At 34.5% G+C, this 24,545-nt stretch carries 23 protein-coding genes and 2 pseudogenes; 8 read left to right on the top strand and 17 right to left on the bottom strand.

Going from position 1 to position 24,545, the window contains the following annotated elements; all coding sequences use genetic code 11:
• Nucleotides 1-2: 2 nt before the first annotated feature.
• From JFU18_RS00130 to JFU18_RS00120, 3 genes are all read right to left on the bottom strand, one after another.
• Nucleotides 3-755, bottom strand: coding sequence for an IclR family transcriptional regulator (locus tag JFU18_RS00130; RefSeq protein ID WP_201034012.1), 753 nt, complete (start codon nucleotides 753-755; stop codon nucleotides 3-5).
• A 156-nt stretch (nucleotides 756-911) separates the two neighbouring features.
• Complete coding sequence (gene lepB / locus JFU18_RS00125) at nucleotides 912-1,463, bottom strand: signal peptidase I (protein ID WP_002013664.1); 552 nt, start codon at nucleotides 1,461-1,463, stop codon at nucleotides 912-914.
• 23 nt (nucleotides 1,464-1,486) lie between these two features.
• The gene (locus JFU18_RS00120; RefSeq protein WP_201034013.1) at nucleotides 1,487-2,164 is read right to left on the bottom strand and encodes a copper homeostasis protein CutC; all 678 of its coding nucleotides are present in this window, start codon (nucleotides 2,162-2,164) and stop codon (nucleotides 1,487-1,489) included.
• Nucleotides 2,165-2,351: 187 nt separating this feature from the next.
• Between JFU18_RS00120 and JFU18_RS00115 the strand changes: the two genes are divergently transcribed.
• On the top strand, nucleotides 2,352-2,825 hold the full coding sequence (locus JFU18_RS00115; protein WP_201034014.1) for a hypothetical protein: 474 nt from the start codon (nucleotides 2,352-2,354) through the stop codon (nucleotides 2,823-2,825).
• 139 nt (nucleotides 2,826-2,964) lie between these two features.
• Here the strand turns inward: JFU18_RS00115 and JFU18_RS00110 are convergent, their stop codons facing one another.
• Nucleotides 2,965-3,672 carry an ArsR/SmtB family transcription factor gene (locus JFU18_RS00110; protein ID WP_201034015.1) on the bottom strand — a complete coding sequence of 236 codons (708 nt, stop codon included), beginning with the start codon at nucleotides 3,670-3,672 and terminating at the stop codon, nucleotides 2,965-2,967.
• A 69-nt stretch (nucleotides 3,673-3,741) separates the two neighbouring features.
• On the opposite strand from JFU18_RS00110, the gene JFU18_RS00105 reads away from it, so the two are divergent.
• Nucleotides 3,742-4,212 (top strand): DinB family protein, encoded by a 471-nt coding sequence (locus tag JFU18_RS00105; protein ID WP_201034016.1) that lies wholly within the window; start codon nucleotides 3,742-3,744, stop codon nucleotides 4,210-4,212.
• 198 nt (nucleotides 4,213-4,410) lie between these two features.
• Here the strand turns inward: JFU18_RS00105 and JFU18_RS00100 are convergent, their stop codons facing one another.
• The 6 genes from JFU18_RS00100 to JFU18_RS00075 form a co-directional block, all read right to left on the bottom strand.
• Nucleotides 4,411-5,559 carry an acyl-CoA dehydrogenase family protein gene (locus JFU18_RS00100; protein ID WP_201034017.1) on the bottom strand — a complete coding sequence of 383 codons (1,149 nt, stop codon included), beginning with the start codon at nucleotides 5,557-5,559 and terminating at the stop codon, nucleotides 4,411-4,413.
• Between the two features lie 154 nt (nucleotides 5,560-5,713).
• Nucleotides 5,714-6,346: a YdcF family protein gene (locus JFU18_RS00095; RefSeq protein WP_002033016.1), complete on the bottom strand. Its 633-nt coding sequence runs from the start codon at nucleotides 6,344-6,346 to the stop codon at nucleotides 5,714-5,716.
• A 322-nt stretch (nucleotides 6,347-6,668) separates the two neighbouring features.
• Nucleotides 6,669-7,256, bottom strand: a complete 588-nt coding sequence (locus JFU18_RS00090; RefSeq protein ID WP_201034018.1) for a GNAT family N-acetyltransferase — start codon at nucleotides 7,254-7,256, stop codon at nucleotides 6,669-6,671.
• 160 nt (nucleotides 7,257-7,416) lie between these two features.
• Nucleotides 7,417-7,797: a VOC family protein gene (locus tag JFU18_RS00085; protein WP_201034019.1), complete on the bottom strand. Its 381-nt coding sequence runs from the start codon at nucleotides 7,795-7,797 to the stop codon at nucleotides 7,417-7,419.
• 90 nt (nucleotides 7,798-7,887) lie between these two features.
• The gene (locus JFU18_RS00080) at nucleotides 7,888-8,403 is read right to left on the bottom strand and encodes an SRPBCC domain-containing protein (RefSeq protein WP_002013656.1); all 516 of its coding nucleotides are present in this window, start codon (nucleotides 8,401-8,403) and stop codon (nucleotides 7,888-7,890) included.
• Between the two features lie 29 nt (nucleotides 8,404-8,432).
• Nucleotides 8,433-8,777: an ArsR/SmtB family transcription factor gene (locus JFU18_RS00075; RefSeq protein WP_000014568.1), complete on the bottom strand. Its 345-nt coding sequence runs from the start codon at nucleotides 8,775-8,777 to the stop codon at nucleotides 8,433-8,435.
• Nucleotides 8,778-9,216: 439 nt separating this feature from the next.
• On the opposite strand from JFU18_RS00075, the gene JFU18_RS29680 reads away from it, so the two are divergent.
• On the top strand, nucleotides 9,217-10,068 hold the full coding sequence (locus tag JFU18_RS29680; protein WP_242488445.1) for a hypothetical protein: 852 nt from the start codon (nucleotides 9,217-9,219) through the stop codon (nucleotides 10,066-10,068).
• Between the two features lie 364 nt (nucleotides 10,069-10,432).
• On the opposite strand, the gene JFU18_RS00060 is transcribed toward JFU18_RS29680, so the two are convergent.
• From JFU18_RS00060 to JFU18_RS00045, 4 genes are all read right to left on the bottom strand, one after another.
• Nucleotides 10,433-11,761 (bottom strand): YjiH family protein, encoded by a 1,329-nt coding sequence (locus JFU18_RS00060; protein WP_201034020.1) that lies wholly within the window; start codon nucleotides 11,759-11,761, stop codon nucleotides 10,433-10,435.
• A 125-nt stretch (nucleotides 11,762-11,886) separates the two neighbouring features.
• Nucleotides 11,887-12,765, bottom strand: a complete 879-nt coding sequence (locus JFU18_RS00055) for an aminoglycoside phosphotransferase family protein (protein ID WP_201034021.1) — start codon at nucleotides 12,763-12,765, stop codon at nucleotides 11,887-11,889.
• A 23-nt stretch (nucleotides 12,766-12,788) separates the two neighbouring features.
• On the bottom strand, nucleotides 12,789-13,250 hold the full coding sequence (locus JFU18_RS00050) for a DUF2691 family protein (RefSeq protein WP_201034022.1): 462 nt from the start codon (nucleotides 13,248-13,250) through the stop codon (nucleotides 12,789-12,791).
• A gap of 158 nt (nucleotides 13,251-13,408) precedes the next feature.
• Complete coding sequence (locus tag JFU18_RS00045) at nucleotides 13,409-14,590, bottom strand: YhgE/Pip domain-containing protein (RefSeq protein WP_201034023.1); 1,182 nt, start codon at nucleotides 14,588-14,590, stop codon at nucleotides 13,409-13,411.
• Nucleotides 14,591-14,760: 170 nt separating this feature from the next.
• Between JFU18_RS00045 and JFU18_RS00040 the strand changes: the two genes are divergently transcribed.
• Entirely contained in the window at nucleotides 14,761-15,378 is a 618-nt protein-coding gene (locus JFU18_RS00040; RefSeq protein ID WP_002084688.1) for a TetR/AcrR family transcriptional regulator, read from the top strand.
• Nucleotides 15,379-15,433: 55 nt separating this feature from the next.
• On the opposite strand, the gene ppsA is transcribed toward JFU18_RS00040, so the two are convergent.
• The 3 genes from ppsA to JFU18_RS00025 all read right to left on the bottom strand — a co-directional run bounded on the left by ppsA (nucleotide 15,434) and on the right by JFU18_RS00025 (nucleotide 19,481).
• Entirely contained in the window at nucleotides 15,434-18,040 is a 2,607-nt protein-coding gene (gene ppsA / locus JFU18_RS00035; protein ID WP_201034024.1) for a phosphoenolpyruvate synthase, read from the bottom strand.
• Between the two features lie 130 nt (nucleotides 18,041-18,170).
• Nucleotides 18,171-18,452: a YolD-like family protein gene (locus JFU18_RS00030; protein ID WP_113709907.1), complete on the bottom strand. Its 282-nt coding sequence runs from the start codon at nucleotides 18,450-18,452 to the stop codon at nucleotides 18,171-18,173.
• Between the two features lie 597 nt (nucleotides 18,453-19,049).
• Complete coding sequence (locus JFU18_RS00025) at nucleotides 19,050-19,481, bottom strand: nucleoside/nucleotide kinase family protein (protein WP_307838349.1); 432 nt, start codon at nucleotides 19,479-19,481, stop codon at nucleotides 19,050-19,052.
• A gap of 367 nt (nucleotides 19,482-19,848) precedes the next feature.
• Here JFU18_RS00025 and JFU18_RS00020 point away from each other — a divergent pair, with 367 nt between their 5' ends.
• From JFU18_RS00020 to JFU18_RS00005, 4 genes and pseudogenes are all read left to right on the top strand, one after another.
• Nucleotides 19,849-20,535 carry a response regulator transcription factor gene (locus JFU18_RS00020; protein WP_201034025.1) on the top strand — a complete coding sequence of 229 codons (687 nt, stop codon included), beginning with the start codon at nucleotides 19,849-19,851 and terminating at the stop codon, nucleotides 20,533-20,535.
• On the top strand, nucleotides 20,532-21,608 hold the full coding sequence (locus JFU18_RS00015) for a HAMP domain-containing sensor histidine kinase (protein ID WP_201034026.1): 1,077 nt from the start codon (nucleotides 20,532-20,534) through the stop codon (nucleotides 21,606-21,608). Before JFU18_RS00020 ends, JFU18_RS00015 begins: the two co-directional genes overlap by 4 nt.
• A gap of 284 nt (nucleotides 21,609-21,892) precedes the next feature.
• Nucleotides 21,893-22,659: pseudogene (locus JFU18_RS00010) on the top strand (ABC transporter ATP-binding protein).
• 16 nt (nucleotides 22,660-22,675) lie between these two features.
• Nucleotides 22,676-24,506 (top strand): annotated as a pseudogene (locus JFU18_RS00005) (FtsX-like permease family protein).
• Nucleotides 24,507-24,545 lie beyond the last annotated feature (39 nt).

The following is a 24,545-nucleotide window of genomic DNA, read 5'->3' as shown; positions in this document are numbered from 1 at the left end:
TTCTATGCCAAAAAGCCGAGTTCTTTCGAAATGCGGTATGCTGTTTCTTTCACTTTCGCAGTAAAATATGAAATGTTACTTTCGCTATACTCAATTGCTAATCCCGAAATACTAATGCCGGCTACAACCGTTCCATCACTTGCAAAAATTGGTGCTGCTATAGCCGCTGTATGATTTTCTAATTCAGAGTAGCTAATTGTGTACCCTTCTTTTTTCGCCATATGTAATACTTCTAACAAATGCTCCTTATTCACGATTGTTCCATCTGCAAACTGCTTTAAATCCGTTTCCTCTACGTACTTTCTTTTCTCTTCCTCAGAAAAATACGATAGTAAAATTCTCGGACATGCACCCGCATACAGTGGTGCCCTTCTTCCAACCGCCGTATAAACACGTACTGGCTGAACTCCCTCCATCTTCTCAACGTAAATTGCGTCATTACCATCTTGAATAATTAAATTTACTGCCTGCCCTAAACTATCCCTAAGCTCTTTCATATAAGGAATCGCAGTATTTCTTACGGATAACCTTTGTGAAACAAGTTGACCAAATCGTAAAAAAACGACTCCGAGACGATACTTTCCCTTTTCTGTTTTTTGTAAAAAGTCCATTTCTTCTAACGAACCAATTAAACGATAAACAGATGTTTTCGGCATATTCGTAAGCTGAACCATCTCTGTCAAACTTAGCTCCTCATGCTCATAAAACAACTCTAAAATATCCATTGTCTTAACTGCCGTTTTATTTATACTCATCCTATCTCCTTCTCGTTCCGAATTTCGGAACTTCAATTCCGTTTTTCGAAACAAACATATAATTTAAAATTATAAAATATTCTTTCAATTCTATCAATATATTTTTCACAAACAAAAAAGTATGGAAGAATATTTCTCCCATACTTTTGCTTTACTTTATAACGCTCTCACTTGTTTCAATGGCCAGAAAACAGCTTGTCCTTTTCCGACAATTTCATCTTCTGAAATAAATCCAAACATACGACCGTCTTTAGATACTTCACGATTATCTCCTAAAACAAACACTTGGCCCTCTGGCACTTTCGTTTTCCCTGTGATTTGTTCTAACGTAAAATCAGGAGTTAATACACGACCAGACGCCTTTTCTTTAAATTCTTTTAAATACGGTTCTTCCATCGCTTTTCCGTTTACATATAAAACATCATCTTTATACTCAACTGTATCACCTGGTAAACCAATTACTCGTTTTACTAAATCGTACCCTTCTTTTCCGTGGAAGACGATAACGTCAAAACGATCTAACCCGCTTATACTATAACCAATCTTATTCACGAGAACTCGCTCATTATTTTCTAAAGTTGGCATCATCGATTCCCCTTGTACTAATGAAGGTGTAAATAAAACACCGCGAATAATAGCGATTAATACAAGTGTAAATCCTATCGTTTTAGCCCATGAGAATAATTCTTTCTTCGTATTTTCCTTCATCGTTTCTCCTCTTTCTTACGTGTTTATTTTATGATTTGAACTAATTCTTGTACTAAATTAGGATCAATTTCAGAAAAACATGATTTCCCTTCTCTTACCGCTGTACCGACATGAGCTTGAGAAATTCCAGTTTCATCTAGCAATTGCTTTACATTCTCTTTCGTTACTCCACTTCCGACAACAAGCTGTATATTCCCTTCACTTTCCTTCTGCATCTCTCGAAGCACCGGAATATTATCTACTACATTTCCTTGTCCGCCTGAAGTTAACACGTGAGTAACTTTATTGAATTTTTTCAAAGCTTTCATCGCTTCTACTGGATTTTCTGTATCATCTATCGCACGATGATACGTTACATTTATTCCATCTACAACAGATAATAAATCTACTAATTTCTCTTCATCAACTTCATTTTGTACGTTTAATACACCTAATACAACACCAGCAGCTCCAAGATTTTGAGCAACTACAATATCTTCTTTCATCATTTCGATTTCTTCTTCCGTATATGTAAAAGACTTCGCATGCGGACGAATCATAACATGAACTGGTATTTGCACTGCTTCTACTGCTTTTTTTATAAAAGCATAACTCGGTGTTAAACCACCTTCTGTATATGATGAAATGAGTTCAATTCGATTTCCACCAGCCTTTTCAATTCGCTTCACATCTTCTAAACAAGTTGCAATAACCTCTAGCATGAGATAACCTCTTTTCGTACTTTTTTCTTATTATACAGTAGGTGAAATAAGAAACATAGCATTCCACTATAAAACTATAAAAAGAAGAATGAAAAGAAAGATTTATTGAATTGATAATAAATATCATATATGTTATGTTTTTCTTAAAATTACACATTCTTATATCCCTATAAAAGGAGATGAATATATGATTCTTACAAAAAAACGGTTCGTTATCTCTAGTTCATTTATTGTAATTGCATCACTTTGCGCGATTACTTTATTAACAAAGCAAACTACAAAACTAGCTTCCTCACCTTCAAGTATAGAAAAAGAAACTATTACCCTTTCATCAGGTAATAAAGAAGAAATCCAAACATTTCATTCGTCTTCATTTAATAATTCACATACATTCCGCGGGGACATGGGTACTGGATTTGACTTTAGTGGTCTCGGTGACCTAAAAGTCACAGTTGAAAATACCGGTACAAATGCATTTACATATTCAATCAAATCAAAAGATGAAGAGAAACTAGTAAGACATACAATAAAACCAAACGAAGGTAAAACATTTACTTTGCGTTCATTAGTTACCTCTCCTGAGCCAGGGTACTATTATTTATCCGCTTATAATGAAGATGGATCTGAGAGTAGTATGAGGCTTGAGGTGCAACCGGAATAATGCAAAAAGTAATATAATGGAGAGTATATCGCTAAAAGTGAAGATGGATGTTTAAACATATTTCAGTCTAATACTTACTTACATCGAATCTAAACTCACCCAATGAAAAAGTCCGTCATTTTGACGGACTTTTATAATTTCAAGCGTTTCTTTCCTCAGTTTTCATATCAATGCCTAATTGATCTTCCAATAACTTTACACCTTTTTTTGTAAGATGAACGGCTCGATTCTTATCCATTTTTGTAATCCATTCCTGTTCAAAAAACAGTTTTGCTATTGCAGATCCTAACCAACCAGAAATATGGTAGCGTCGTTCACTCCAATCAAGACAAGGTTTTGCAAATACCCTCCTTTTTATATCGGCCTTATCAATATTTATTCCAAAATTCAGAAACCAATCCTTACCTTGTTCCGTTACAATATATTCTCCGTCCTCTAAAATTATAAATTCCCTATCTAGTAATTTTTCAGCTATCTCTACACCGAGTTTGCCTGCAAGATGATCATAACAAGTTCGAGCATAGCGAACTTGTTTTAGTTGACCCGATTGTTTTAAAGAGCGAACTTCAACTGTTGGTGCGATTGTCCCTAACTTTTCAATAACTTCTGCTACCTCTTGATTAGCAAGTCGATAGTAACGATGTCTACCATGTTGTTCAACTGTAAGTAGATTCCCCTCTACTAATTTAGAAAGATGAGAACTAATCGTTGGATGTGACACTTTTGCCATATAAGCCAATTCGCTAGCAGGTAGTGCCTGATTATTCATTAGACAATCTAAGATGATTGCTCTTGTAGGTTCAGCAATTAGTTTAGCTATATATGAGATATTCGGATAGACATTCATATTTCGATGATACCCTAACTGTTAAATTGATACAATTATTTTAAGTTTAATAGTAAAGGAGAATTTATTATGAATGCAATTGATCTTAGTATATTAAATTTGAAAGAAACGAGAAGGCGCTCAGAAAAATTATGGAATTCTCTTCCCGATGATTTTCTTAATTGGAAGCCTGATAATGAGGCTATGTCTTTTGGTGAGATAATTCGTCATGTATGGAGCTCAACTTTTTACTATCATATGATTTTAAAAAACAATGGCTCAATAAATGACATACATATCCCATATGATGACGAGCCAATTACTTGTGTAAAAAAAGAAATTGAATTGGCACAATCATACTTTACTGACTTCATAGAATATGTTCAATCAATAAGCATAGCAGAGCTAGACTCAAGACTTATTGATCGAAGCGATGTTGGCTATCAAAGATATTTAGGCGACATGCTATTACGAATTGCCTATCATGATGCGGTCCATGCAGGTCAATTTTTACAATATTTACGAATGATAAACTTGGAAAGACCTTTAATTTGGGATTAAAAGTTGCCAAACTAACATTGCAATAAATATTCTTTCAGCCAATAACAATCCCAAATCATGATAACCATTTATATTAAAAATCTACATCTCAATTTGGTACGTCGTACACATAAAAAGCACGTGTTCGATTACTAATCAAACACGTGCTTTCAAAACAACTATATTGTCCATAAATAATAAAATGTAAGTTTAAAAAATCTACGACCGAAACGCCGCATCCGCCAGCATAGATAGTGTTGCATCATCCATCGGCGGATTGTGTAGTCCTGCTCTGACGTTTAAGTAATAACGATGAAGCGGATTTTTTTCTGATAAACTTTTCGCGCCTACGATGCGCATTGCTTTATCTACAATAGATATTGCCGCGTTCGTTACAACATATTTTGCAGCTGCTAGTTCGGCTTGCAATGATAATTTATCTTCTGCCTCATCGTATTTTTTCGCAATTTGATATAAAAAGACACGAGCTTGCATAAGCTCAAGTTCTAATTCTCCAACTAACCTTCTAACATTCGGTAATAAACTTATAGAATGATTTAAACTGTTTGGCTTGTATGATACCGCAAACTGAACTGCATAATTTCTTGCTGATTGTGCAATTCCTAAATAACATGCTGGTATATGTAGCAACCAGCCAATACCCTTAGCTTTAACTTTTGAACCCTTTATATCAGTGAAAAAGCGATCTGGTATCTCTACATTTTGTAAAACGAGATCATGGCTCGCAGTTCCTCGCATTGCGATGCTATCCCACGTTTCTTCAATTGTCACGCCTTGCGTATTCTTTGGAATGACAAACTCTCCGATATCTTCCTGGCCTTCAATACTTGCTGAAATGATAAAATAATCAAGTACTGGTGCCATTGTCGTAAACGTTTTTCTTCCATTTATAATCCACTTCTCACCTTTTTTGACAGCTAACGTCTCTGGTTTCCCGCCGCGAGTAGGACTACCTGTATTCGGCTCTGTCGCTGCTCGATTAAAAAGCGCACCATTACGTACTTCTTCACAAAACCAAGTGAACATTTCCTCATTCCAAGAACGATTTTCAGCTAATTCCTTTACAATGCCAAGGTGCCATCCAATCGATAATGCGGTAGCACCGCAGCCTTCTGCTATTTTCTCTTGAAATAAAACGAAGTCATATAAAGAAATCGCATTGCCTCCCAATTCTTTTGGCAACGTTAATTTCGTATATCCGATATCTTTCAAATTATTAATATTTTCATACGGAAATGATCCTAATTCACTTAGTTGATGCTCCCTTTCCATGAACTTCGGAATCAATTTATTTATTTGTTCAATAACTAAAGATTGTTTTTCTGTTTCAACAAATGAGAGTGCCATACATAATCTCCTTTATGTCCGATTCATAAACCGTTCATTTTGTCATTATGATTATATGAAGTTACTCCTCTATTGTTTCACTATTCCGATAAAAATACAATGCTTTTGAACAATAAGAAAAGTTCCTATAAAAAAGATAGGTTCTTTTCTTATATTAATCCCCTTTCAATGCCTTTAATGGCAAAGAGGTTACATATCCAATATACGAGCATAATTCTTTAAAAAAGAAAGGGATTTCTGTATCTAACGTTTTATACGCTGACGTTGGAGTTGGTGATGCATACGCTTCAATTTTAATATGTTTTGCAATTTTCATTGCACGTTTCATATGAAGTGGATCACTCACAATCGTATATGTGCGTATTCCGTTCTCTATTCCAACTTGCTTTGCATTCTTTAAATTGTCCTCTGTGAAAAGGGATTTTGTTTCAATTAGAATATCCTCTTCTTTCACACCATGTTTCAGTGCATACACTCTAGCAGTACGCGCTTCCTCAAGCTCTGCCTCAAACTTTGTACCACCTGTGAAAATAATCTTTTTAATATTACCGTTCTTATATAAGGAAATTGCATGATTAATTCTTTCTTTAAATACAGGAGATGGTTTTCCGTTCCATGAAGCTGCTCCCAGCACGATACCAGCATCTGTCTTCACACCATCATCTGTTTTAAAGCGATAACTCCAAATATCGTAAGCTGCATAACTTACATATAAAATAATAGAACAAATCATAAGCAAGAATACTTGCAAGATTCTTCTTTTCTTACTTTTCTTATTTTCTTTCATTTATAACTGCCTCCGTACATCATCCATACTTCTATATAAAAACGTATATATCAAATCATTTTGTTTGAATTTGTTTAAAAGAAGGAATTTTTCTTATCATATATATTCATTAAAGGGTTTTCATTTAAAATTGAGGATTATCAATTCATTTTTCGTTTGCGGTTTTCATTACATTTGTGTAATTTATAAGTTTATTACCATACAACTACATTGTAACGAATTTTTTATCATAATGGAATGATGAAACAAAAGAAGTAACTATTTTGTAAGAAAAAAGGTATATTTTTCATCTTGACGATCAATACACCTTTCTTAATATGAATTATCGTTTTTCTTTATATGACTCTAATTTTTCTAATAACCGTTCCTTTACAGTCGGCCATTCATTTGCAATTACACTGTATACAACTGCATCTCTAACATGTCCACTCGGCAATTTTCTTTCGTTTCTAAGCACACCCTCTTTTACTGCGCCCAGTCTTTCAATTGCTCTTTGTGCTTTTTCATTTCGTGCATCCGTCTTAATTTGTACTCTCCGCATATGCAATTTTTCAAAAGCATATTGTAATAACATATACTTACATTCTGTATTCATACTCGTACGTTGCACACTCGGGTCATACCACGTTTTCCCTAATTCCACCGTCTTATCTTCAACTGAAATGTTATATAAGCGTGTACTCCCTACTATTTCATTCGTCTTTTGATCAACAACAACAAATGGCAAATCCTTCCCTGCCCCATAAGCTTTTATCGCCTTTTGAACATATTGCTGCATATCTTGAACAGTATCCATTTTAGAGATTAAATACGCCCAAATATCTCGATTTCCTTCCACGATTGAAAACATTTTTTCGACATCATTGCTATCCATTAACCGTAACTTTGCTCTTTCGTGAATAATTTCCATTTGTAAGCCCCCTTTGTTGTAACTATATCACACTCTATCACCGTTATATCCTTATATAAGAACATAAAATTATTTTTATATCAAAGAATAAAATATATCTTTAAAATAAAAAGTGCGATGCCTTTTATTCAAGCATCGCACTCATAAATTGAATTGAAATTTACTTCTTTTCCATTACTGCAAAATAATTATTTTCGCTATCTGCAAAATTAAATATTCTACCTGGAGGCATATTTACAATTTCTCCGACTGTAACGTTTTTGTTTACTAAATCACTATATAAACGATCGAATTCTTTTGAAAAGAACATTAAAGAAGGTGTGCCAAGATTTAACTCCGGCTGCATTTTAGCAATTAGCTCCTTATTATGGAGAATAATACTTGTTTCAGCTTCTTTAGTTGAAGCAATTTCAATCCATCGCATTCCTTGACCGTTATCTTCCTCTGAAATTACAATAAATCCTACTTTTTCTGTCCAGAATTCCTTCACTTCATCTTGGTTATTTACATACAACATGATTTGACCAACATTATTAATCATTTATTTTAACGCTCCTTTATAAACAATTTTTATTAAACTCCATACACTTACACCTAATTATCATCGAAAATAAAGTTGCGGTACAAAAATCTATTTCAGCGACTCCAATCGCTCGTTCAAACGATCCCAAGTTTCGGTGATACCTTGTAGCATGCCCATGTCCATAACGGTCTTAAGGGCTTCTTCGGAAACATATTCAGCACGGTTTATTAGCTTTGTCTTTCCACCTAAATCGATGAATTCCAATGTCATCTCGGTTGACGGCATAGAATCATTTACATTGCCTTCAGCATCTGAAAAGTAATCAGTGTAGACGATTTTCTCTGGCTCAATAATCTCTTTATAGACTGCTTTTCCCCATGATTCCATACCAAAAAATTGCTCCAAGTTCTGATTGACACACTTCATACAGTAGTGCCAAACGCCTCCCGGACGGAAGTCGACAGTGCATGCTGGAATTTCCCAACCTCTTGGTCCCCACCAATGTTTCAAATGCTCTGGTTCTTTAAACATACTGAATACTAAATCGCGCGGCGCATCGAAAACGCGCTCCAGTACTAATACCCGATCGTTCTCTACTCTCGATACCATTGTATTATTTGACATTTTAATTCCTCCTTAAATATGAACTGATTTTATGACTTTTCCTTGTTTTGCAATTCCTTCAAATACTCATCTAAATTATCGAATCTCTCTTCCATCACACGCTTAAATGACTGTACCCAACAATCAAGTGCTTGGAAAGGCTCAGGTCGGAGCTTGTAAATCCGGCGATTAGCTTCAGCCTGCACTTCCACAATCCCTGTATCGCTTAACACTTTTAGGTGTTTCGAAGTTTGTGGTTGCCTTAATCCCAAATGTTCGGCGATTTCCCCAACGGTTAAGGGACCGTCACGCAAGAGTTCAACGATATTCATACGATTCGGTTCAGATAAAGCGCTCAACGTCGTCATATTCACGCCCGGAATTTTCCCCGACATATCACTCACCTCGTTAAGTGATGGTCTCCGGTTATAACACATCAATATCATCACTAATATTTTTTTCCTGTTGAATCGATTATAACCAAATAGGAATATTCCCGTCAAGGAATATTCGAAAACTAAAGTAATACCACATCGTTACTTAATAATACGAATGGATTAAAAACATTTCACAAACCTATGTTTTACGATAAAGTGGTGCTTTAGTCAGTGGGTTTTGGAACGATTTCCGCGAAGGCTTTGTTTTTATCTGGTCCAAGAAAGCTTTAACACTTTTAATACTATTTAACGCTATAGTATTTTTTGTCACCTTTTTATTTGATAGTTTAGGCGTTTTATTGGTAGGTTCTTTCTACTTTCCACAAATTATCCCTTAAATTACATCAGTATAATTGTTATACTGAATATCGGAATATATTTAAGGAGTTGTTTTTATTTGTTAACTGTATTTATGTTTTTATTTTTGCTACTTTCTATTAGTGCGATAGTAGCTTTAGTGGTAGGTCTTATTAAGCCGGAAAAAGTGATCCGTTGGGGTGCTACTCGTACTCGCCCCCGGGTATTATTAATTACAGTACCTACTATTCTTGTTTCGTTTATATTCGCTAGTTATTTCGCTTCTAAATCTATTACACCGGAAGAAAAATTAGCTATGGATAAAAAAAGAGAAGAACAACTATTAGCTAAAGAGCAAGAAAAAAAGAAAAAAGCTGAAGAGAAAAAAATCCAGCAAGAAAACGAAAAGAAAGAAAAAGAAGAAAATGAGCGTAAACAAAAGGAAGCTAAAGAAAAAAAGGCCCAAGAAGAAGCTGAAGATAAAGTAAAAAAAGAGGCTGAAGAACAACAAAAACAAGCCGAATTAGAAAAGAAAAAGCAAGAGCAACAAGAGAAAAAAGCTCAAGAAGAAGCTGAGGCTAAAGTTAAAAAAGAGGCTGAAGAACAACAAAAACAAGCCGAATTAGAAAAGAAAAAGCAAGAGCAACAAGAGAAGAAGGCTCAAGAAGAATTAAAAAAACAAGAAAAAGAAGCAGCTGCATTCGAAAATAACGTCAAAAAAGTTGTTAATAAAAAATTTGGCGAGAAAAAAGTAGAGTCTATCCAAATAAACGATAATTTAGGAACAGAAAACGAAAATGATAAGATTGTATTAATTACCGCTGAAGGTAAAGAAAATGTATCTAAAAACTATACAAAAAAAGGTATGTGGACAGATACAGTATCTATTTTAAAAGATTTAAGTAAAGAAAAAATATCAGTGAAATTACTTTCTTTTACAAATACCCACTGATTGATGCTTATGGTAACGAGAAAAAAGATACTGTCATGAAAATCAACCTTAACCGTGACACTTTGGATAAAATAAATTTCGATAATTTCTCATATGATAATCTACCGAAAATTTCTAACCAATACTGGGAACACCCTGCTTTTAATAAAAAATAACAAACAAAAAGAACCCAACCTTTACGGAAGGGTTCTTTTTTATAGATTTATCTCTTTAAAACTCAGAAATAACTGTTCCCACATTTATATAACACATGTATATTACTAATATTTTTATCACAAATATTAATTTTCAAATCTACTTTTTTTATAATTTTCCAGCTTTCCCCTTTTCATTCACTATACCTTTTTGATAATACTTTTTCTTTTTAAAGCAACAAATAAGCAATCGGCGTAATAATAAGCAACGTTAAAATCGTTCTTTGCACATATAGAATAATAAGCTCAGATACTTTTAACGGAATATCTGTTGATAATATACAAGGAATTGAAGCGGAGAAAAACAAAATAGATGATACCGAAACAACCGCAATAACAAACTTTGTCACGAGTGGTGCACTTACAACTAAAAGAGAAGGTAAAAACATTTCTGCAATACCAACTGATGCTGCTTTTGCAGCTAGTTCCGCTTCTGGAAGCTGCAGTAACCATGTAAATGGATAGAAAATATAACTAATCCAATCAAATATTGGCGTAAACTTTGCCAAGACGATACCAATTAATCCTACTGACATAATAGATGGTAAAATCCCCATCGTCATTATAAATCCATCTTTTAAATTCACTGCGATATTTTTCATAATACTTGGCGCAGATTTCGATACTTCTAATGCATCTTCCCAAGCTCGCTCTAACATTTTCTCTTTATAAACGGGCTCTGGGAACCCTTCTTTCGTAATATATGTATCTGGTTTTCTACTAAGAGGCGGGATTCTTACGGTGATAGCGGTCACGATGAATGTTACAACAAGAGTAGTCCAAAAATAAACATTCCATAAATGCATAATGTCTAATGTTTTTGCGATGATGATCATAAATGTTGCAGATACTGTAGAAAAACCTGTAGCGATAATTGCTGCTTCTTTCGTCGTATACTTTCCTTCTTTGTAAACACGATTCGTAATTAATAAGGCTAACGAATAGCTTCCTACAAAGGAAGCAACCGCATCAATTGCTGATCGCCCAGGTGTTTTCCATAACGGTCTCATAATTGGACGACAAAACGTGCCGATAAACTCAAGCAATCCGTACCCGACTAATAACGCTAAAAATGCTGAGCCAATTGGAACGAGTAAACTTACTGATATAACTAACTTCTCATACAAAAACGGTCCAACATCTGGCGCAAAGAACCAAGCTGGTCCTACTTTCAAACAATATAATATGCCAAAAACAACACCAACTACTTTTAATAAAGAAAAACAAATGTCTACGATAGATGCATTCCACTTCTTCGTATAAAATGGATAAATCGCACCAATTACCATAACAAGCAGTGCATAATAAGGTACTACCGAAGGAACCGTAGCTCTTATCCACGATACGATATGATCAATCATAATAGACGAAGCACCTTTTATCGTAACTGGTACGAAAAACATAAACACACCTACTAAACTTGCGAGTATAAACCGAAGTATAATCCCCCTCTCTCGCCCTGTCTTAATTACATTACTTTTTAATTCAATTTCATTCAAAATTCGACACCTCCAATTATCTAAATATTATGTATAATAACGCCAGATCCCTTCTTTTAATTCTGAATATTTAATCATGCAAAAAAGCCTATTTTGAAATATACAATCAAAATAAGCTTTTTCTATTACCTCTTATAATCATCCACAATTACTTGAATTACACGATAAGATTCTTCTGCCACTATCTTATTACTAGTCTTATTCGCATCATATGTAATTAACGCCTTCCAAAGTGCCCATCCTCTCGCTCTATTCCACGTTCCTTCATCTATGCGCAATACTTCTTTAAATACGTTTCTACTATTCTTATCAAAAAATGTCCATGCCATCGCTGCATCACAAGCCGGATCTCCTACTCCTAAAATACCAAAATCAATTACGGCACAAAGTTTTCCTTCTTTAACAAGTAAGTTACCTGGCGCTACATCTCCATGAACCCAAACTGGTTTGCGATCCCATGTTGACCTAAGTGCTAAATCCCAAAGATGCTTTAACAATGTCTCATCAAAAACATCCTTATTATTTTCAATAGCCACTCTCGCTTCTTCATCGTATACAGATATAAGTCCGCCTCGGTAAAAATTATGTTCTCCAGCTAATGGCCCGTTACTCACATCAATTGATTGTAACTCTATTAAAAATGCTCCTAAGTCCACCGCAAATTCATTTAAGTCACGGACATTTTGTTTCGTAACCGTTTCCCCCTCTATCCACTTATTAATAGACCAAGGCCATGGATACGATTCAGATGGATTTCCTTTCGCAAGTGGTGTAGAAATCGGTAAAGAAAGCTCCTTACTTAATATAGGTAACCACTTATTTTCTTTCTCTACTTGCGGTGCATATGCAGCATCACTTGGCAATCTTACACTCATCTCCTCCCCTAAGTGAAACGTTCTATTATCATGACCGCTAAATTTTACAGGTTTCACTTCTAAGTGAGCCCATTTTGGAAATTGTGCCCTTATTAACCTTTTAACTAAATCAGCATTAATATAATTCATTTACTTCCCCCTTTATATACCTATCACACGGATAAACGCGTTCTACCGTCATTTTCGTCTGTAACATATTCAACATAAAACCCTTGATCAATTGCGTTTTCATACATCAATTCAATCGCTTCTTGGTCTTTAGCGTAAACTGTGACGTATGTACAATCCGCAACTAGTAAAACTAATTCACACTTACTCTCTTTAAATTCTTCATATGTTTCAATATCTACTACTTTCCCTCCTTTTGGATACGCTTTTAAATCTGCAAAAATAACATAATATATATTGTCTTTAAATAATCTTTTCAAATCTAATCCTTCCACTATACTTGGTTCTTCTGGAAATAATGCCTCATCCAATCCACCACGTGCTACTAAGTATGACTCCTCACTCCCCACCCACCAATCAAATGAAGAAATATCAATCGGCTTTAACACTTTCCAAAGTAAATTATCATTTTCATTTGGAATATCTACTGTAATTCCTCTTTTCATTTGTTTGCTCCTTTCTTTTATATTTTCTGTTCTGTTTAATACATTATATAACGTAAGTAATTACTACATCTTATATATATTTACTATATAACCTTCCTTGTAATTCCCCACAAAAAACCGCTCCACTACTAGTGAAACGGTTTTTCCTCGACTATTTTTTAAGCATTTACTTCCGTTTTATGTTCCTTTCCTACACTACGCTTTAAAGCTGTTCCAAGTATGATAACCATACTTACTACACCAATCCAAACGAGTACAGTAAGAGGAGTATTCCAAGCTAATCCTTTTCCAAAGAAGAATATTTCTCTAAGCCCTTCAATCATAAATCGCATTGGCAACCATGCGTACACCCAGTCTTGATAAAATGGAGACATCATTTCAGGTGCTAGCGCCAATAGCGGTGCACCAAAGAAAAGTAACAGTGCAAATAACCCGATTCCCTTTAAACCAACTAATGAAAGCACCGCAGAAATCATTAAGAAGAAACAAAAAGAAGTAATGGATAAGAACAGAGCCGTATCCGTGAAATTCGGGATATTTAATCCTACCATTCCATCAGCTATCCATGTAAGACCAAATCCAATTACAAGTGTAGCAATTGCTCCTGTTACTATTTGTTTTAGTTTCAATACGAAGTTCTCTTTTCTTGTACCCACTTGCGTTTTACTTATCGCAATAAAGATAATTGCTGCGCTCGCTAAACTTGCAATCCATAACGGCTGGAATAAAGACATTGGCGAGTTACCGTTCGCACTATTTTTGCCGATTTCATTCACATTTGTCACTTTCTTCGTAATAGGTGTTACTACATTTGAAACTTGGTCTGCTGTTAATGTAGCTCCTTTTGCTTTCAATCCTTCTAATAGTTGTGTACGAACAGTATTGTTCATATTATCAACGATCGCATTTAACATTTGTCCTGCCATAGTTGATGCTGCTGTATTCATTCCTTGATTGATGAATATTTCTACCTCTGGCGAAGATGGCTGTGGTGTTCGTAATGATGCTTGTTTTGTGCTAAAGTCTTTCGGAATAACCAATGCTGCATAATACTCTTGATTATTTAAGCCTTTTTGAACTGCTTCTTTATTTTGCACTTCTACCCACTTTACCGCAGGGTCTTCCTCTGATTTTGATGTCTTTTTCATATTATCAACAATTGTTTTCCCCATATTCATCTTCGTTTGATTCGGAATTTCTACTCCTTGATCCTCATTTACAATTGCGATTGGTAAGTTTTTCGGCTTAGGTTGAACGGTTGGAAATAATGTTAATGAAAAAATAAAAACAACAAGTAGTGCAATAACTGGAGATAACAATAAAAGTTTGTTTTTAAACATTTTCTTTTCTCCTCCTTTAATTTGATTTATAATAACCAACAACGTGTTGTTTATTTATATTTGAATTATATGTTCGAGTTGAACCTTATACAATAATCAAAAATCGTGAATGTGTCGGTTATAAGACACATCCTTGAAATGTGTTGGCTAAAATTAAGGAGGGACATACTTTGCGCGATAGTAATTTAGATTTACGTGTTATTCGTACGAAAACTGCCATACGAAATGCATTAGTGGAATTAATTGAGGAAAAAGGTTTTGACGCCATAACAGTGAAAGATATTACTACGAAAGCAAACATAAATCGTGGTACATTTTATACACATTACCAAGATAAATTTGATTTAATGACAAAATGCCAAGAAGAAATTATGTATGAATTTTCTAGCATTGCTAAACAGAGATTACCGGAAGTTATTGCTGATCTTGGATCAAGCCCTTCCCCAACAATGCCATTTATACTTATCGCTTCTATTCTTGAATTTCTAAATGAAAATAGTGATTTTATGAAAGCTGTACTAAGCCCAAAAGGAGATTTATCTTTCCAAACGAAACTGAAAGACTTTATGTGGAAAACACTATTTGAAGATACGAATGGTCCTCTCATTAATAAGGAGAATTTACTTGTCCCAAGCCAATACTTAGCTTCTTATATGGCATCTGCTCATATAGGTGTCATTCAACAATGGTTAAATAATGGACAAAAAGAAACACCTGAGGAGATTGCTCGTATTTTATCAACAATCGCAGTTCATGGACCTTTTTATGCGGCTGGTTTAAAGAAATAAGTCCGCTATATAATAAAAGATCATCCACTATAATAGCGGATGATCTTTTATTTCATTACAACACTTCAATATAGCCTTCTGTTCCATGTACCCGAATTCGTTTTCCGTCTTTTATTAATTTCGTAGCATTCTCTACCCCGACGACTGCTGGTAATCCATATTCACGTGCAATAACTGCTCCATGTGTCATCAATCCGCCAACTTCGGTGACTAACCCTTTTATAGACACAAACAACGGTGTCCAGCCAGGGTCAGTAAAGGCAGTAACTAATATATCTCCATCTTCTAAATTCGCATCTTCCATATTTAAAATAACGCGTGCTCTCCCCTCAATCACTCCTGAAGAAACAGGCAAACCTACAATCGCGTCAGCCGGAAGATTTTCTCGTTTATATTTACCTGTAATGATTTCTCCATCAGACGTCATTACACGTGGAGGCGTTAGTTTTTCATATAATTTGTAATCATTTTTTTGTTTATGAATAAGCTCGTAATCTAGTTTATTCGTAAGGACAACTTCGTGAAGTTCTTCAAAAGTTAGATAGTATATATCTTCTACTTCATCAATAACTTTATTTTGCACGAGTTGCTCGGCTTCTTTCAATATTGCCTGCTTATATATGAAATAGCGATTAATCATACCGTATTTTGGATATTCACGATAACCGATAAAATTCCGGATGTTACGAATCATTCGCTTCGTCTCTTCTACTTTTTGTTTACCATCCGGCAAATGCTGCAATCGATCTACTAACTCTTCTTCTTTTTGCAAAGCTTCTTGCAACCCTTCTTCAAACTTCCGTTTACTAGCGCCAGCTTCAAAGTCTCTTATATTATTTAAAATCATTGGGATAATGGTTGTTGGCTTTTCACTCCAGCGCGTTTTCGTAATGTCGATTTCTCCGCTGCATCTCATTCCGTATTTATTTAGAAAAGTTAGAATGGCATCTCGAGCTTTTTCCCCGCCTTTAAATTGAACGAATTCATCTAAAAAGTTATCATTTTCTACATGTTGTAAATACGCAATAACTTCTGGATATGGCCGAATCACATCAGCAACATCGAGTAATGCTAGCCCCATTTCAGACGTAATATTGTTTTGTACTGATTGAGAAAGTGTGTCTGCTGCATTCTTTTCGCCTAACCATTGCTCCATTTTTTCATTGATCCATGTTGAAGCATCCATACCTGCCATAATGACAGCCATACTTTGCGGATGAAATAATATTTTCTTTAATTGCTGCATATCTTCCAAAATAAAATCAAGTACATCCACCCCTGATTTCGTTTGCATGTTTCGTTTTAACTCTTCGATTGATGCTTGATTCATCTTTATTAAATCCGTAACGATCGCTGGATTGTTTTCGATTTTTGGTTGTGAACTTGCAGGTGGTCCACTTTTACCAACACTCTTTTCTTTTTCATCATCTGGTAACAATGTAATAAAATCATCTCGCTCGACTACAGTCGTTAATGCATCTTTAATAAGCGGTTCCGAATTCCCTATCATATTTAATAAAAGTTCTCTACTAGTAGGCGAAGCCAATCTTTGTGCAACATCAACAAACAACCTTCCTCCAGCTTGAAACCTCTGTCCAAAAGATGTTAACTGGAATAAAGACATTCCTAATGGCTTCAAGGGATCGGTCATCATTTGCTGGTGACCAACCGATACATACACATGATTTTCCCCATCATTTACTTCTGGTATTGGATATAAAGTCGTGATTGGGCGACTTTGGACAATATAAAATGTATCATCAACTAAACACCATTCAATATCTTGCGGACAACCAAAATAAGCTTCAATCTGTCTTCCAATCTGTGCTAGTTGTAAAATTTGTTGTTCAGACAATGTTTGAAGCTTTTGCTGAGCCAGATCAACCTGTTTCGTCTCCGTTCCACCCTCTTTTAAAGCATAAATAGCTAATTTTTTAGTTGCTATCATCTTTCCGGTAATTTTGCCTTCTTTTACTTTATAATTATCGGCAGAGACCAGTCCTGATACTAACGCCTCACCAAGTCCAAAACTGGCATCGATTGATACTACCTTTCGGTTAGAAGTAACCGGATCAGCAGTAAATAAAATGCCCGAAGCCTCAGGGAAAACCATTTTTTGAACGACAACACATATAGAAACTTGATTATGTTCAAAATCATTTTGCATGCGGTACATGACTGCTCGATCTGTAAATAAAGAAGCCCAGCACTTTCTTACATGCTGCAAAATCGCTTCTTCTCCGATAATATTTAAATACGTATCTTGTTGACCAGCAAATGAGGCATACGGTAAATCTTCAGCCGTAGCACTAGAACGCACGGCATACGCATGTTCATTTCCAAAACGTGAGAGATAATGAGCTACCGCTTCCACTACTTCAGAAGGGATTTCTACTGCCATAATGACGTCTCTAATCTTCTTACTAATTCCACCAATTTGGGATCGCTCTTCCATTTTCAACTTTGTTAGCTGCTGCAACAAAGTTTGAAGCTCGTCATTTTGCTCGATGGCCTTTTCATACCCTACCGTTGTAACACAAAAACCTTCTGGCACTTGTATACCTTGAATGTTTGATAATGCCCCTAAATTCAATCCTTTTCCGCCAACAAGTGAAAGCTGCGTTTTTTCTATTTCCTGAAAATCGAGAACGAAAGAACTCATGTAACATCTCTCCTTACTATGTGTGTGTTCTTGATTGTAGCAGTAGTAAATGAGAATAAACAGTCTATTTCGAACTTGATTTACATGATATAATTAAGTTAGGAAGAGATGATTTTTTATTTCTCCCCCTCTAATTCACTTCAATTACATCAACAAACTTAAACATCCTTTGATTATGAAAAGCATCGGTACAAGTAATCGTCTTATTTAATGGATTTATATCAGCTACTGTTATGTAATTTTTATATAGATAGCCCTCTTTATAATATGTAAGTAAAACCTCTTCTTCACCTAAATATGAAATTAACAGCTTATTTTCAATCCTTTCTTTTGCATCTTGCGTTAAAATTGGACGCGGGACTTTCGTTTGCTCCTGTATCATTTCTTTAATGCAGACGAACTGCTCTGGCATACTAGCAAACGGTTGCCATTTTATCAAGACATTTTTTCAAGTTTTCTAGAAATATGAATGTCCCAATCATTGTACACATGTATATGTACAATGAGCCTCTCATAAATAACACACGTCAAATTCCTCCCCCTAATACAATATTCTCCCTATTGGGGTATTACCCCATCACCATCAAGCTAAGAAATTCATTATTCCCCAGAACGAAAAAAATGACCTAAATTCTCATAAATAACTGTTGTAGTAATATAAAATTTTCGTTTTGGGATACTTCAAAATATTAGCTTGATAGACATGCGATGAGACCCCCAATTAAATATAAAAAAGAGCACTGATTTTTAGTGCTCTTTTTGTAAGCATTAAATAATGAAATTTGAATACGGTTATTCTTTAGAATAGCGAATAATTATTAATTAGCCCCCTCTAGTTGTTGAACGTAATGAGCAAATTCTAAAGGCTGTTGCTTTTTTAATAATAATCTTCTGCTACCCAATATCTATTTTGGTATTTCTTTAATCGCTCTTCCAAATCCCCTATGTATGTATCACGATGAAGTACACGCTCGTATCTTATATCCCTAGGACAATCTAAGAATACTACCTAATCATAAAATATTTTCCATTCTCCCCTCAAAAGAAAAATGCCTTCAATAATTACAATACTTTTAGATGTTATCTTTATCGTTCTCTGTGTAAATGTATCTTTTTCCTTGTTGTAAAATGGCAAAGATAGATACTTTTCATTTTGATACAATTTGTCATATAAGTGTTCTTTTAGATAATTAGTATCCCATTGTAACTGATAATATTCAAACCATTCATCGTGCCCTGTATTATACCTCTTAGCTTTCTCAACAATATGATCATCTATATGGATAATTATTATATCATCTAAGATATTTTTTAGTTGATGTACTAGTGTCGTGTTCCCAGCACCACTTAAACCATCTATCGCAAGAACAAAGGGCCTATCTACATTATGCTTTTTATACTTTTCTTTTATTTGTTGCTTTAAACATTCCCATTTATCCATTCAATTCATTATCCTTTCTGCCTTTTTTAAACTAAGACAACTTAATTTCCCTTTCACCACATATTCTTATGACAAAATGCTGTAGAAAGCTTAAGAATTCTTAAGAACTTTTCCCCCTTTTTCTTAAGATTTGGATGCTAGTGTATGATTATGAATTCAAACCTGTGAGGGGTTAAGTATGAAAATAGTTAACTTTCTTATTTTATGTATATAATGAACTAGAAATCAGTTGTTGCAGCCCTTCCAAATTCAAGGTTTATTGGAGACAAAATAATTGAAAGAATTAATTTGAAGAAAGTAAGATAGAAATGTTTCCCCTGCTTATGTCTTTAGTTGTTCAATACGAGAAAAAATGTGGAGGAATCATATGGAGTCAAAAATTCTTATTGTTGATGATGATAAAGAGATTAGAAATCTTATCTCTGTTTATTTGGAAAATGAAGGACTGAAAACTCAAAAAACAGAAGATGCTATGGAAGCTTTACAACTGTTAGAAGAAAAGGAGTTTGATCTTATTATTTTAGATATTATGATGCCGGATATGGATGGTATTGAAGCTTGCATGAAGATTAGGGAAGACCGCAATATGCCTATCATTATGCTATCTGCAAAATCAGAGGATATAGACAAAATTCAGGGTCTAGCCTCTGGTGCCGACGATTATTTATCAAAACCGTTTAACCCATTGGAATTAATCGCTAGGGTAAAATCCCAATTAAGAAGGTTTAAAAAATACAATACGTCAATAGATCATAATAAAAGTATCCTGGAAATTGGTGATTTAGCCGTGAATACAGATACACGTCAAGTATGGGTAAGGGGAAAGGAAACAAGGCTAACTCCAAAAGAGTTTGATATACTCGAACTACTTGCCCGTAACAAAGGGATTGTCCTGAGTGTAGCAAAAATATATGAAGCAGTTTGGAAAGATGCTTTTTATAAATCGGATAATACCGTCATGGTGCATATTACAAAAATAAGAGACAAAATTGAAGAGGATTCTAAACATCCTATTTATATTAAAACTGTTTGGGGAATTGGATATAAAATATGAAAAATGTTAGTTTTAGAAATAAGATCATTATAAAACTTCTTGGTGCTGTTGCAGTTAGTTTTTTTATTTCATTTGGTTTAACAATCCTCATTTTGGCATACGTCATAGATCCATTTTTTGTAAAACACGAAGAATTTGGTATGTTTGAATTCAATTTGGCATTGTTGTTCTTATTCGCGTTCGCAATCTTTAACTTTATAATAATTTTTTTGATATTGGTTCGAAAGAAAATAGTATATTTGAAGCTCATTTCGGATAATGTAAATGATATTGCAAATGGAAAACTGGGTTTGACAATTGGGATTAAGGGGAAGGACGAATTGACCCAACTTGCTCAAAATATCAACTATATGTCCAAGGAATTGGAAAATACATTTGAACAAGAAAGACGATTAGAACGTACAAAAAATGAACTTATAACCAATGTATCTCATGACTTACGCACACCGTTAACATCTATTATTGGCTATATAGATTTATTAAAAAGAGGGCAATACAACAGTAAAACACAATTACAGGAATACCTTGAAACCACTTATTCAAAGTCACAGAGACTGAAATATTTAATTGATGAGCTATTTGAATATACTCGTTTATCAGGCATAGATGCTAAGTTAAACTTTAATGAAGTTGATTTATCAGGTTTGTTGGAGCAAATAGTTGGAGAATACATTCCTATATTTGAAAAGGAAAGTTTAATCGTTCAAAAATCAATACCGGAAGAAACAATACCTATTTTCATGGATGTAGAAAAAATGGTACGTGTATATGAAAATCTGTTTATGAATGCGATAAAGTACAGCATGAAACCTTCCGAATTATCCGTATGTCTTGAATTAATAGGTAACAAAGCAATTTTGAAAGTATCAAATAAAGTCGAGAAGCCGCCTGTTAGCGACCCTAATAAATTGTTTGAAAGATTTTTCAGGGGTGATAAGGCAAGAAAAAATGATCAAGGAAATGGACTGGGACTTGCTATCTCAAAAAGAATTGTTGAACTTCATCATGGTAATATACATGCAGAATATAAAGAAGGTTGGATATCCTTTATTGTTGAACATCCAATCAAATAGATTGGCTTATGGAATTACAGGTTCCATAAGCTTTTTTTTATAAAACTTAAGAATTCTTAAGGATTTTACAGGGTGTTTCCTAATTTTCATAGTTTATCATGTATGTATTCAAAGCAATGAGGTGAGTGGAGAAATTAAAAATAAAATTTTCTTTACAGCTTTCAATTGGATACATCGTGACAGCCTTATGGAAAAGGTAAATGCAACATGACTATTTTGTTAGTAGCAAATATGAATAGCAGCTTATTTTAAAGAAATGAAAAAGCAAACATAGGAGGATATATATGATAAAACCAGTTGTAGATGTAAAAAACATTCAAAAATTGTACGGTAAAAAAGGTGAGAATCAATCGTACGCGTTAAAAGGTGTATCATTCTCAATTCAAGAGGGGGAGTTTGTCGGTATTATGGGGCCATCTGGTTCTGGTAAAACAACATTATTAAATGTGATTTCAACGTTAGATAAAGCGACAGGCGGCGTTGTTGAAATTGCAGGAACGGATATTACGAAAATGAAGCAAGGTGAGCTTTCTGATTTCCGTTCGCAAAAATTAGGATTCATCTTCCAGGATTTTAACTTGTTAGAAAACCTGTCTATTTATGAAAACATCGCACTTCCACTATCTCTTCAAGGTGTTCCATCACGTAATATTGGACCCAAAGTCGAGAAAGTAGCGGGTATGTTAGGAATTACAGAAATACTTCAAAAGTATCCATCTGAAGTATCTGGTCTGGTGGACAAAAGCAACGTTCGGCAGCAGCACGTGCGTTAGTTCATGAACCAGCAATTATTTTAGGGGACGAGCCAACAGGAGCTCTTGATTCTAAAAATGCAACGAGTTTACTGGATGCGATGACAAACTTAAATAAAGAACAAGGTGTATCTATCATGATGGTTACACATGATCCGTACAGTGCAAGTTACTGTCAGCGTATTTTATTCATCCAAGATGGTGAGCTATATAAAGAAATTCATCGCGGTGGTACACGTGAGGAGTTCTATAAAGAAATTTTAGATGTGCTTGCAAACTTAGGCACACAAAAAGCGTAAGGAAGGAAGTTCAATCATGTTATTTAAGCTTTCCATGTCAGGCCTAAAAAGTAAGTTGCGAGATTATATTGTTTTACTTGTTGGTCTTATTGTCTCTATTTCGACTTTTTATATGTTTCAAACGCTAGCATCCAATAAAACGTTCCTTGAATCTAACTCTTCTATTAGGGATATTGTGTCTGTATTTAAAATTGGTTCCTTTTTGTTAGCGGTTATCACATTTTTCTATATTTTATATGCAAACTCTTTCTTATCAGCTCTTCGTCAAAAAGAATTTGGTATGTATATGATGTTAGGAGCAAAAAAGCATAAAGTTACCTTACTTATGTTTATCGAAACAATCGTATTAGGTACGGTCTCTCTTGTGATTGGGATTACAATTGGTGTAGGACTTGCAGAAGGTATCGGTCAATTATTAATGAAACAACTCGAGTTTGCTGGTGAAGGTTATAAAGCATTTTATCTGCCATCAATAACTATTACTTGCGTCTTCTTCTTTGCACTATTTATATTATCAGCAATTATGAATAGTATTAAATTATCGCGTATTTCTGTACTGCAACTTGTACATGCAGATGCACAAACAGAACGTGTCGCCGTAAAAGGAAAAATGACCGTTGTAGTTGCATTCCTTGGTATTCTTTTAGTGGGTATTGGTTATGCATCACTGATCTATATGTCATATGCAAATCCGCTAATTGCTTTGGGATTAATGGCCGTTGGATTAATCACAGCAACCATTGGTACTTACCTTATATTTGGATCACTTCTCCCAGTTATGATAAACAAGTTAAAGAGTAATAAAAAACGTAGTGAGAAAGGCCTTAATGCTTTTACTTTTGCACAATTAAATTTCCGCATTAATGGTCTAACAAATGTGCTTGCAACAGTAGCAATCTTAGTGGCTCTTGGTGCTGGTGGAATTGCTTGTGGTATGGCATTTAAAAACAACATCCTAAAAATGACAGATCAAATGCGAATTTACGATTCAGTCATTCATAATCCAACAGCGGAAGAAAAGAAAATTTTGGGTGGTATCTTATTTCAAGAAAAATTTGAATATCATTACAAAGTTGATGATAGGTATGTTTATTATCTTAAAGAAGATTTAGAAAAAAATCGCCCTTTCTTGCAAGGTATGAAAATAGAAAAAGTTTCAGAAGGATTACCCATTGGTGCATTTTCAATAAAATGGGTTAAAGGAGAGACCGACACAAAACAATGGATCCAGGCTTTCAGAACGATCCAGCCAAATTATTTATATCCTGATTATGAAATGAAAATTGTAAATCAAAACATATACGATGGGTTGAAGGGTAAAGAAAGTACTGTGTTTATGGGGAAAACAGATGATTTTGGATCATACATAAAAGAATGGAAAAAACTTGATGAATTACAGATATCAAAATATAAAAATGTGAAAGCGGAAGAATTGGATAGTAAGTATCAAGCGTATATTGTGAGTCATGATTTTGCCAGCGGACTAATGTTTATGGGTTTTTTCGTTGGAGTTGCATTTTTAGCAATGATGGCAAGCTGCTTAATGTTTAAAATTCTATCCGGTGCATCCAAAGATAGTACACGTTATCAAATGCTTCGTAAAATCGGTGTTCGCCGGGAGTTATTAATACAATCGATTTATAAGGAGTTATTCTTTATATTTTTAGTCCCGAACAATTGTGGGTATTGTTCACGTATTAGTTGGTATGAACATGTTCAGCGTTCTTTTGGCTGATCCGTACTTTCGTATTTGGCTACCAATTATTATTTTCGTAGTGATTTACTCGATTTACTATTTGATTACAGTTCAATTGTATAAAGGAATTGTACTTCCGAAAGAAAATTAATGTAATGATATTATTTATACGGAATATCAACATAATCTG

It is taken from the genome of Bacillus sp. TH22, assembly GCF_016651015.1.
Taxonomy (GTDB): domain Bacteria; phylum Bacillota; class Bacilli; order Bacillales; family Bacillaceae_G; genus Bacillus_A; species Bacillus_A mycoides.
The sequence above is the reverse complement of the archived record's forward strand: the minus strand, read 5'-3'. Positions and strand labels throughout refer to the sequence as shown.

Bases quoted from the DNA above. Each gene is read 5' to 3' on its own strand.
- JFU18_RS00130 (WP_201034012.1), bottom strand. From the start codon at position 755: ATGAGTATAAATAAAACGGCAGTTAAGACAATGGATATTTTAGAGTTG.
- lepB (WP_002013664.1), bottom strand. From the start codon at position 1,463: ATGAAGGAAAATACGAAGAAAGAATTATTCTCATGGGCTAAAACGATA.
- JFU18_RS00120 (WP_201034013.1), bottom strand. From the start codon at position 2,164: ATGCTAGAGGTTATTGCAACTTGTTTAGAAGATGTGAAGCGAATTGAA.
- JFU18_RS00115 (WP_201034014.1), top strand. From the start codon at position 2,352: ATGATTCTTACAAAAAAACGGTTCGTTATCTCTAGTTCATTTATTGTA.
- JFU18_RS00110 (WP_201034015.1), bottom strand. From the start codon at position 3,672: ATGAATGTCTATCCGAATATCTCATATATAGCTAAACTAATTGCTGAA.
- JFU18_RS00105 (WP_201034016.1), top strand. From the start codon at position 3,742: ATGAATGCAATTGATCTTAGTATATTAAATTTGAAAGAAACGAGAAGG.
- JFU18_RS00100 (WP_201034017.1), bottom strand. From the start codon at position 5,559: ATGGCACTCTCATTTGTTGAAACAGAAAAACAATCTTTAGTTATTGAA.
- JFU18_RS00095 (WP_002033016.1), bottom strand. From the start codon at position 6,346: ATGAAAGAAAATAAGAAAAGTAAGAAAAGAAGAATCTTGCAAGTATTC.
- JFU18_RS00090 (WP_201034018.1), bottom strand. From the start codon at position 7,256: ATGGAAATTATTCACGAAAGAGCAAAGTTACGGTTAATGGATAGCAAT.
- JFU18_RS00085 (WP_201034019.1), bottom strand. From the start codon at position 7,797: ATGATTAATAATGTTGGTCAAATCATGTTGTATGTAAATAACCAAGAT.
- JFU18_RS00080 (WP_002013656.1), bottom strand. From the start codon at position 8,403: ATGTCAAATAATACAATGGTATCGAGAGTAGAGAACGATCGGGTATTA.
- JFU18_RS00075 (WP_000014568.1), bottom strand. From the start codon at position 8,777: ATGTCGGGGAAAATTCCGGGCGTGAATATGACGACGTTGAGCGCTTTA.
- JFU18_RS00055 (WP_201034021.1), bottom strand. From the start codon at position 12,765: ATGAATTATATTAATGCTGATTTAGTTAAAAGGTTAATAAGGGCACAA.
- JFU18_RS00050 (WP_201034022.1), bottom strand. From the start codon at position 13,250: ATGAAAAGAGGAATTACAGTAGATATTCCAAATGAAAATGATAATTTA.
- JFU18_RS00045 (WP_201034023.1), bottom strand. From the start codon at position 14,590: ATGTTTAAAAACAAACTTTTATTGTTATCTCCAGTTATTGCACTACTT.
- ppsA (WP_201034024.1), bottom strand. From the start codon at position 18,040: ATGAGTTCTTTCGTTCTCGATTTTCAGGAAATAGAAAAAACGCAGCTT.
- JFU18_RS00030 (WP_113709907.1), bottom strand. From the start codon at position 18,452: ATGCCAGAGCAGTTCGTCTGCATTAAAGAAATGATACAGGAGCAAACG.
- JFU18_RS00025 (WP_307838349.1), bottom strand. From the start codon at position 19,481: ATGGATAAATGGGAATGTTTAAAGCAACAAATAAAAGAAAAGTATAAA.
- JFU18_RS00020 (WP_201034025.1), top strand. From the start codon at position 19,849: ATGGAGTCAAAAATTCTTATTGTTGATGATGATAAAGAGATTAGAAAT.
- JFU18_RS00015 (WP_201034026.1), top strand. From the start codon at position 20,532: ATGAAAAATGTTAGTTTTAGAAATAAGATCATTATAAAACTTCTTGGT.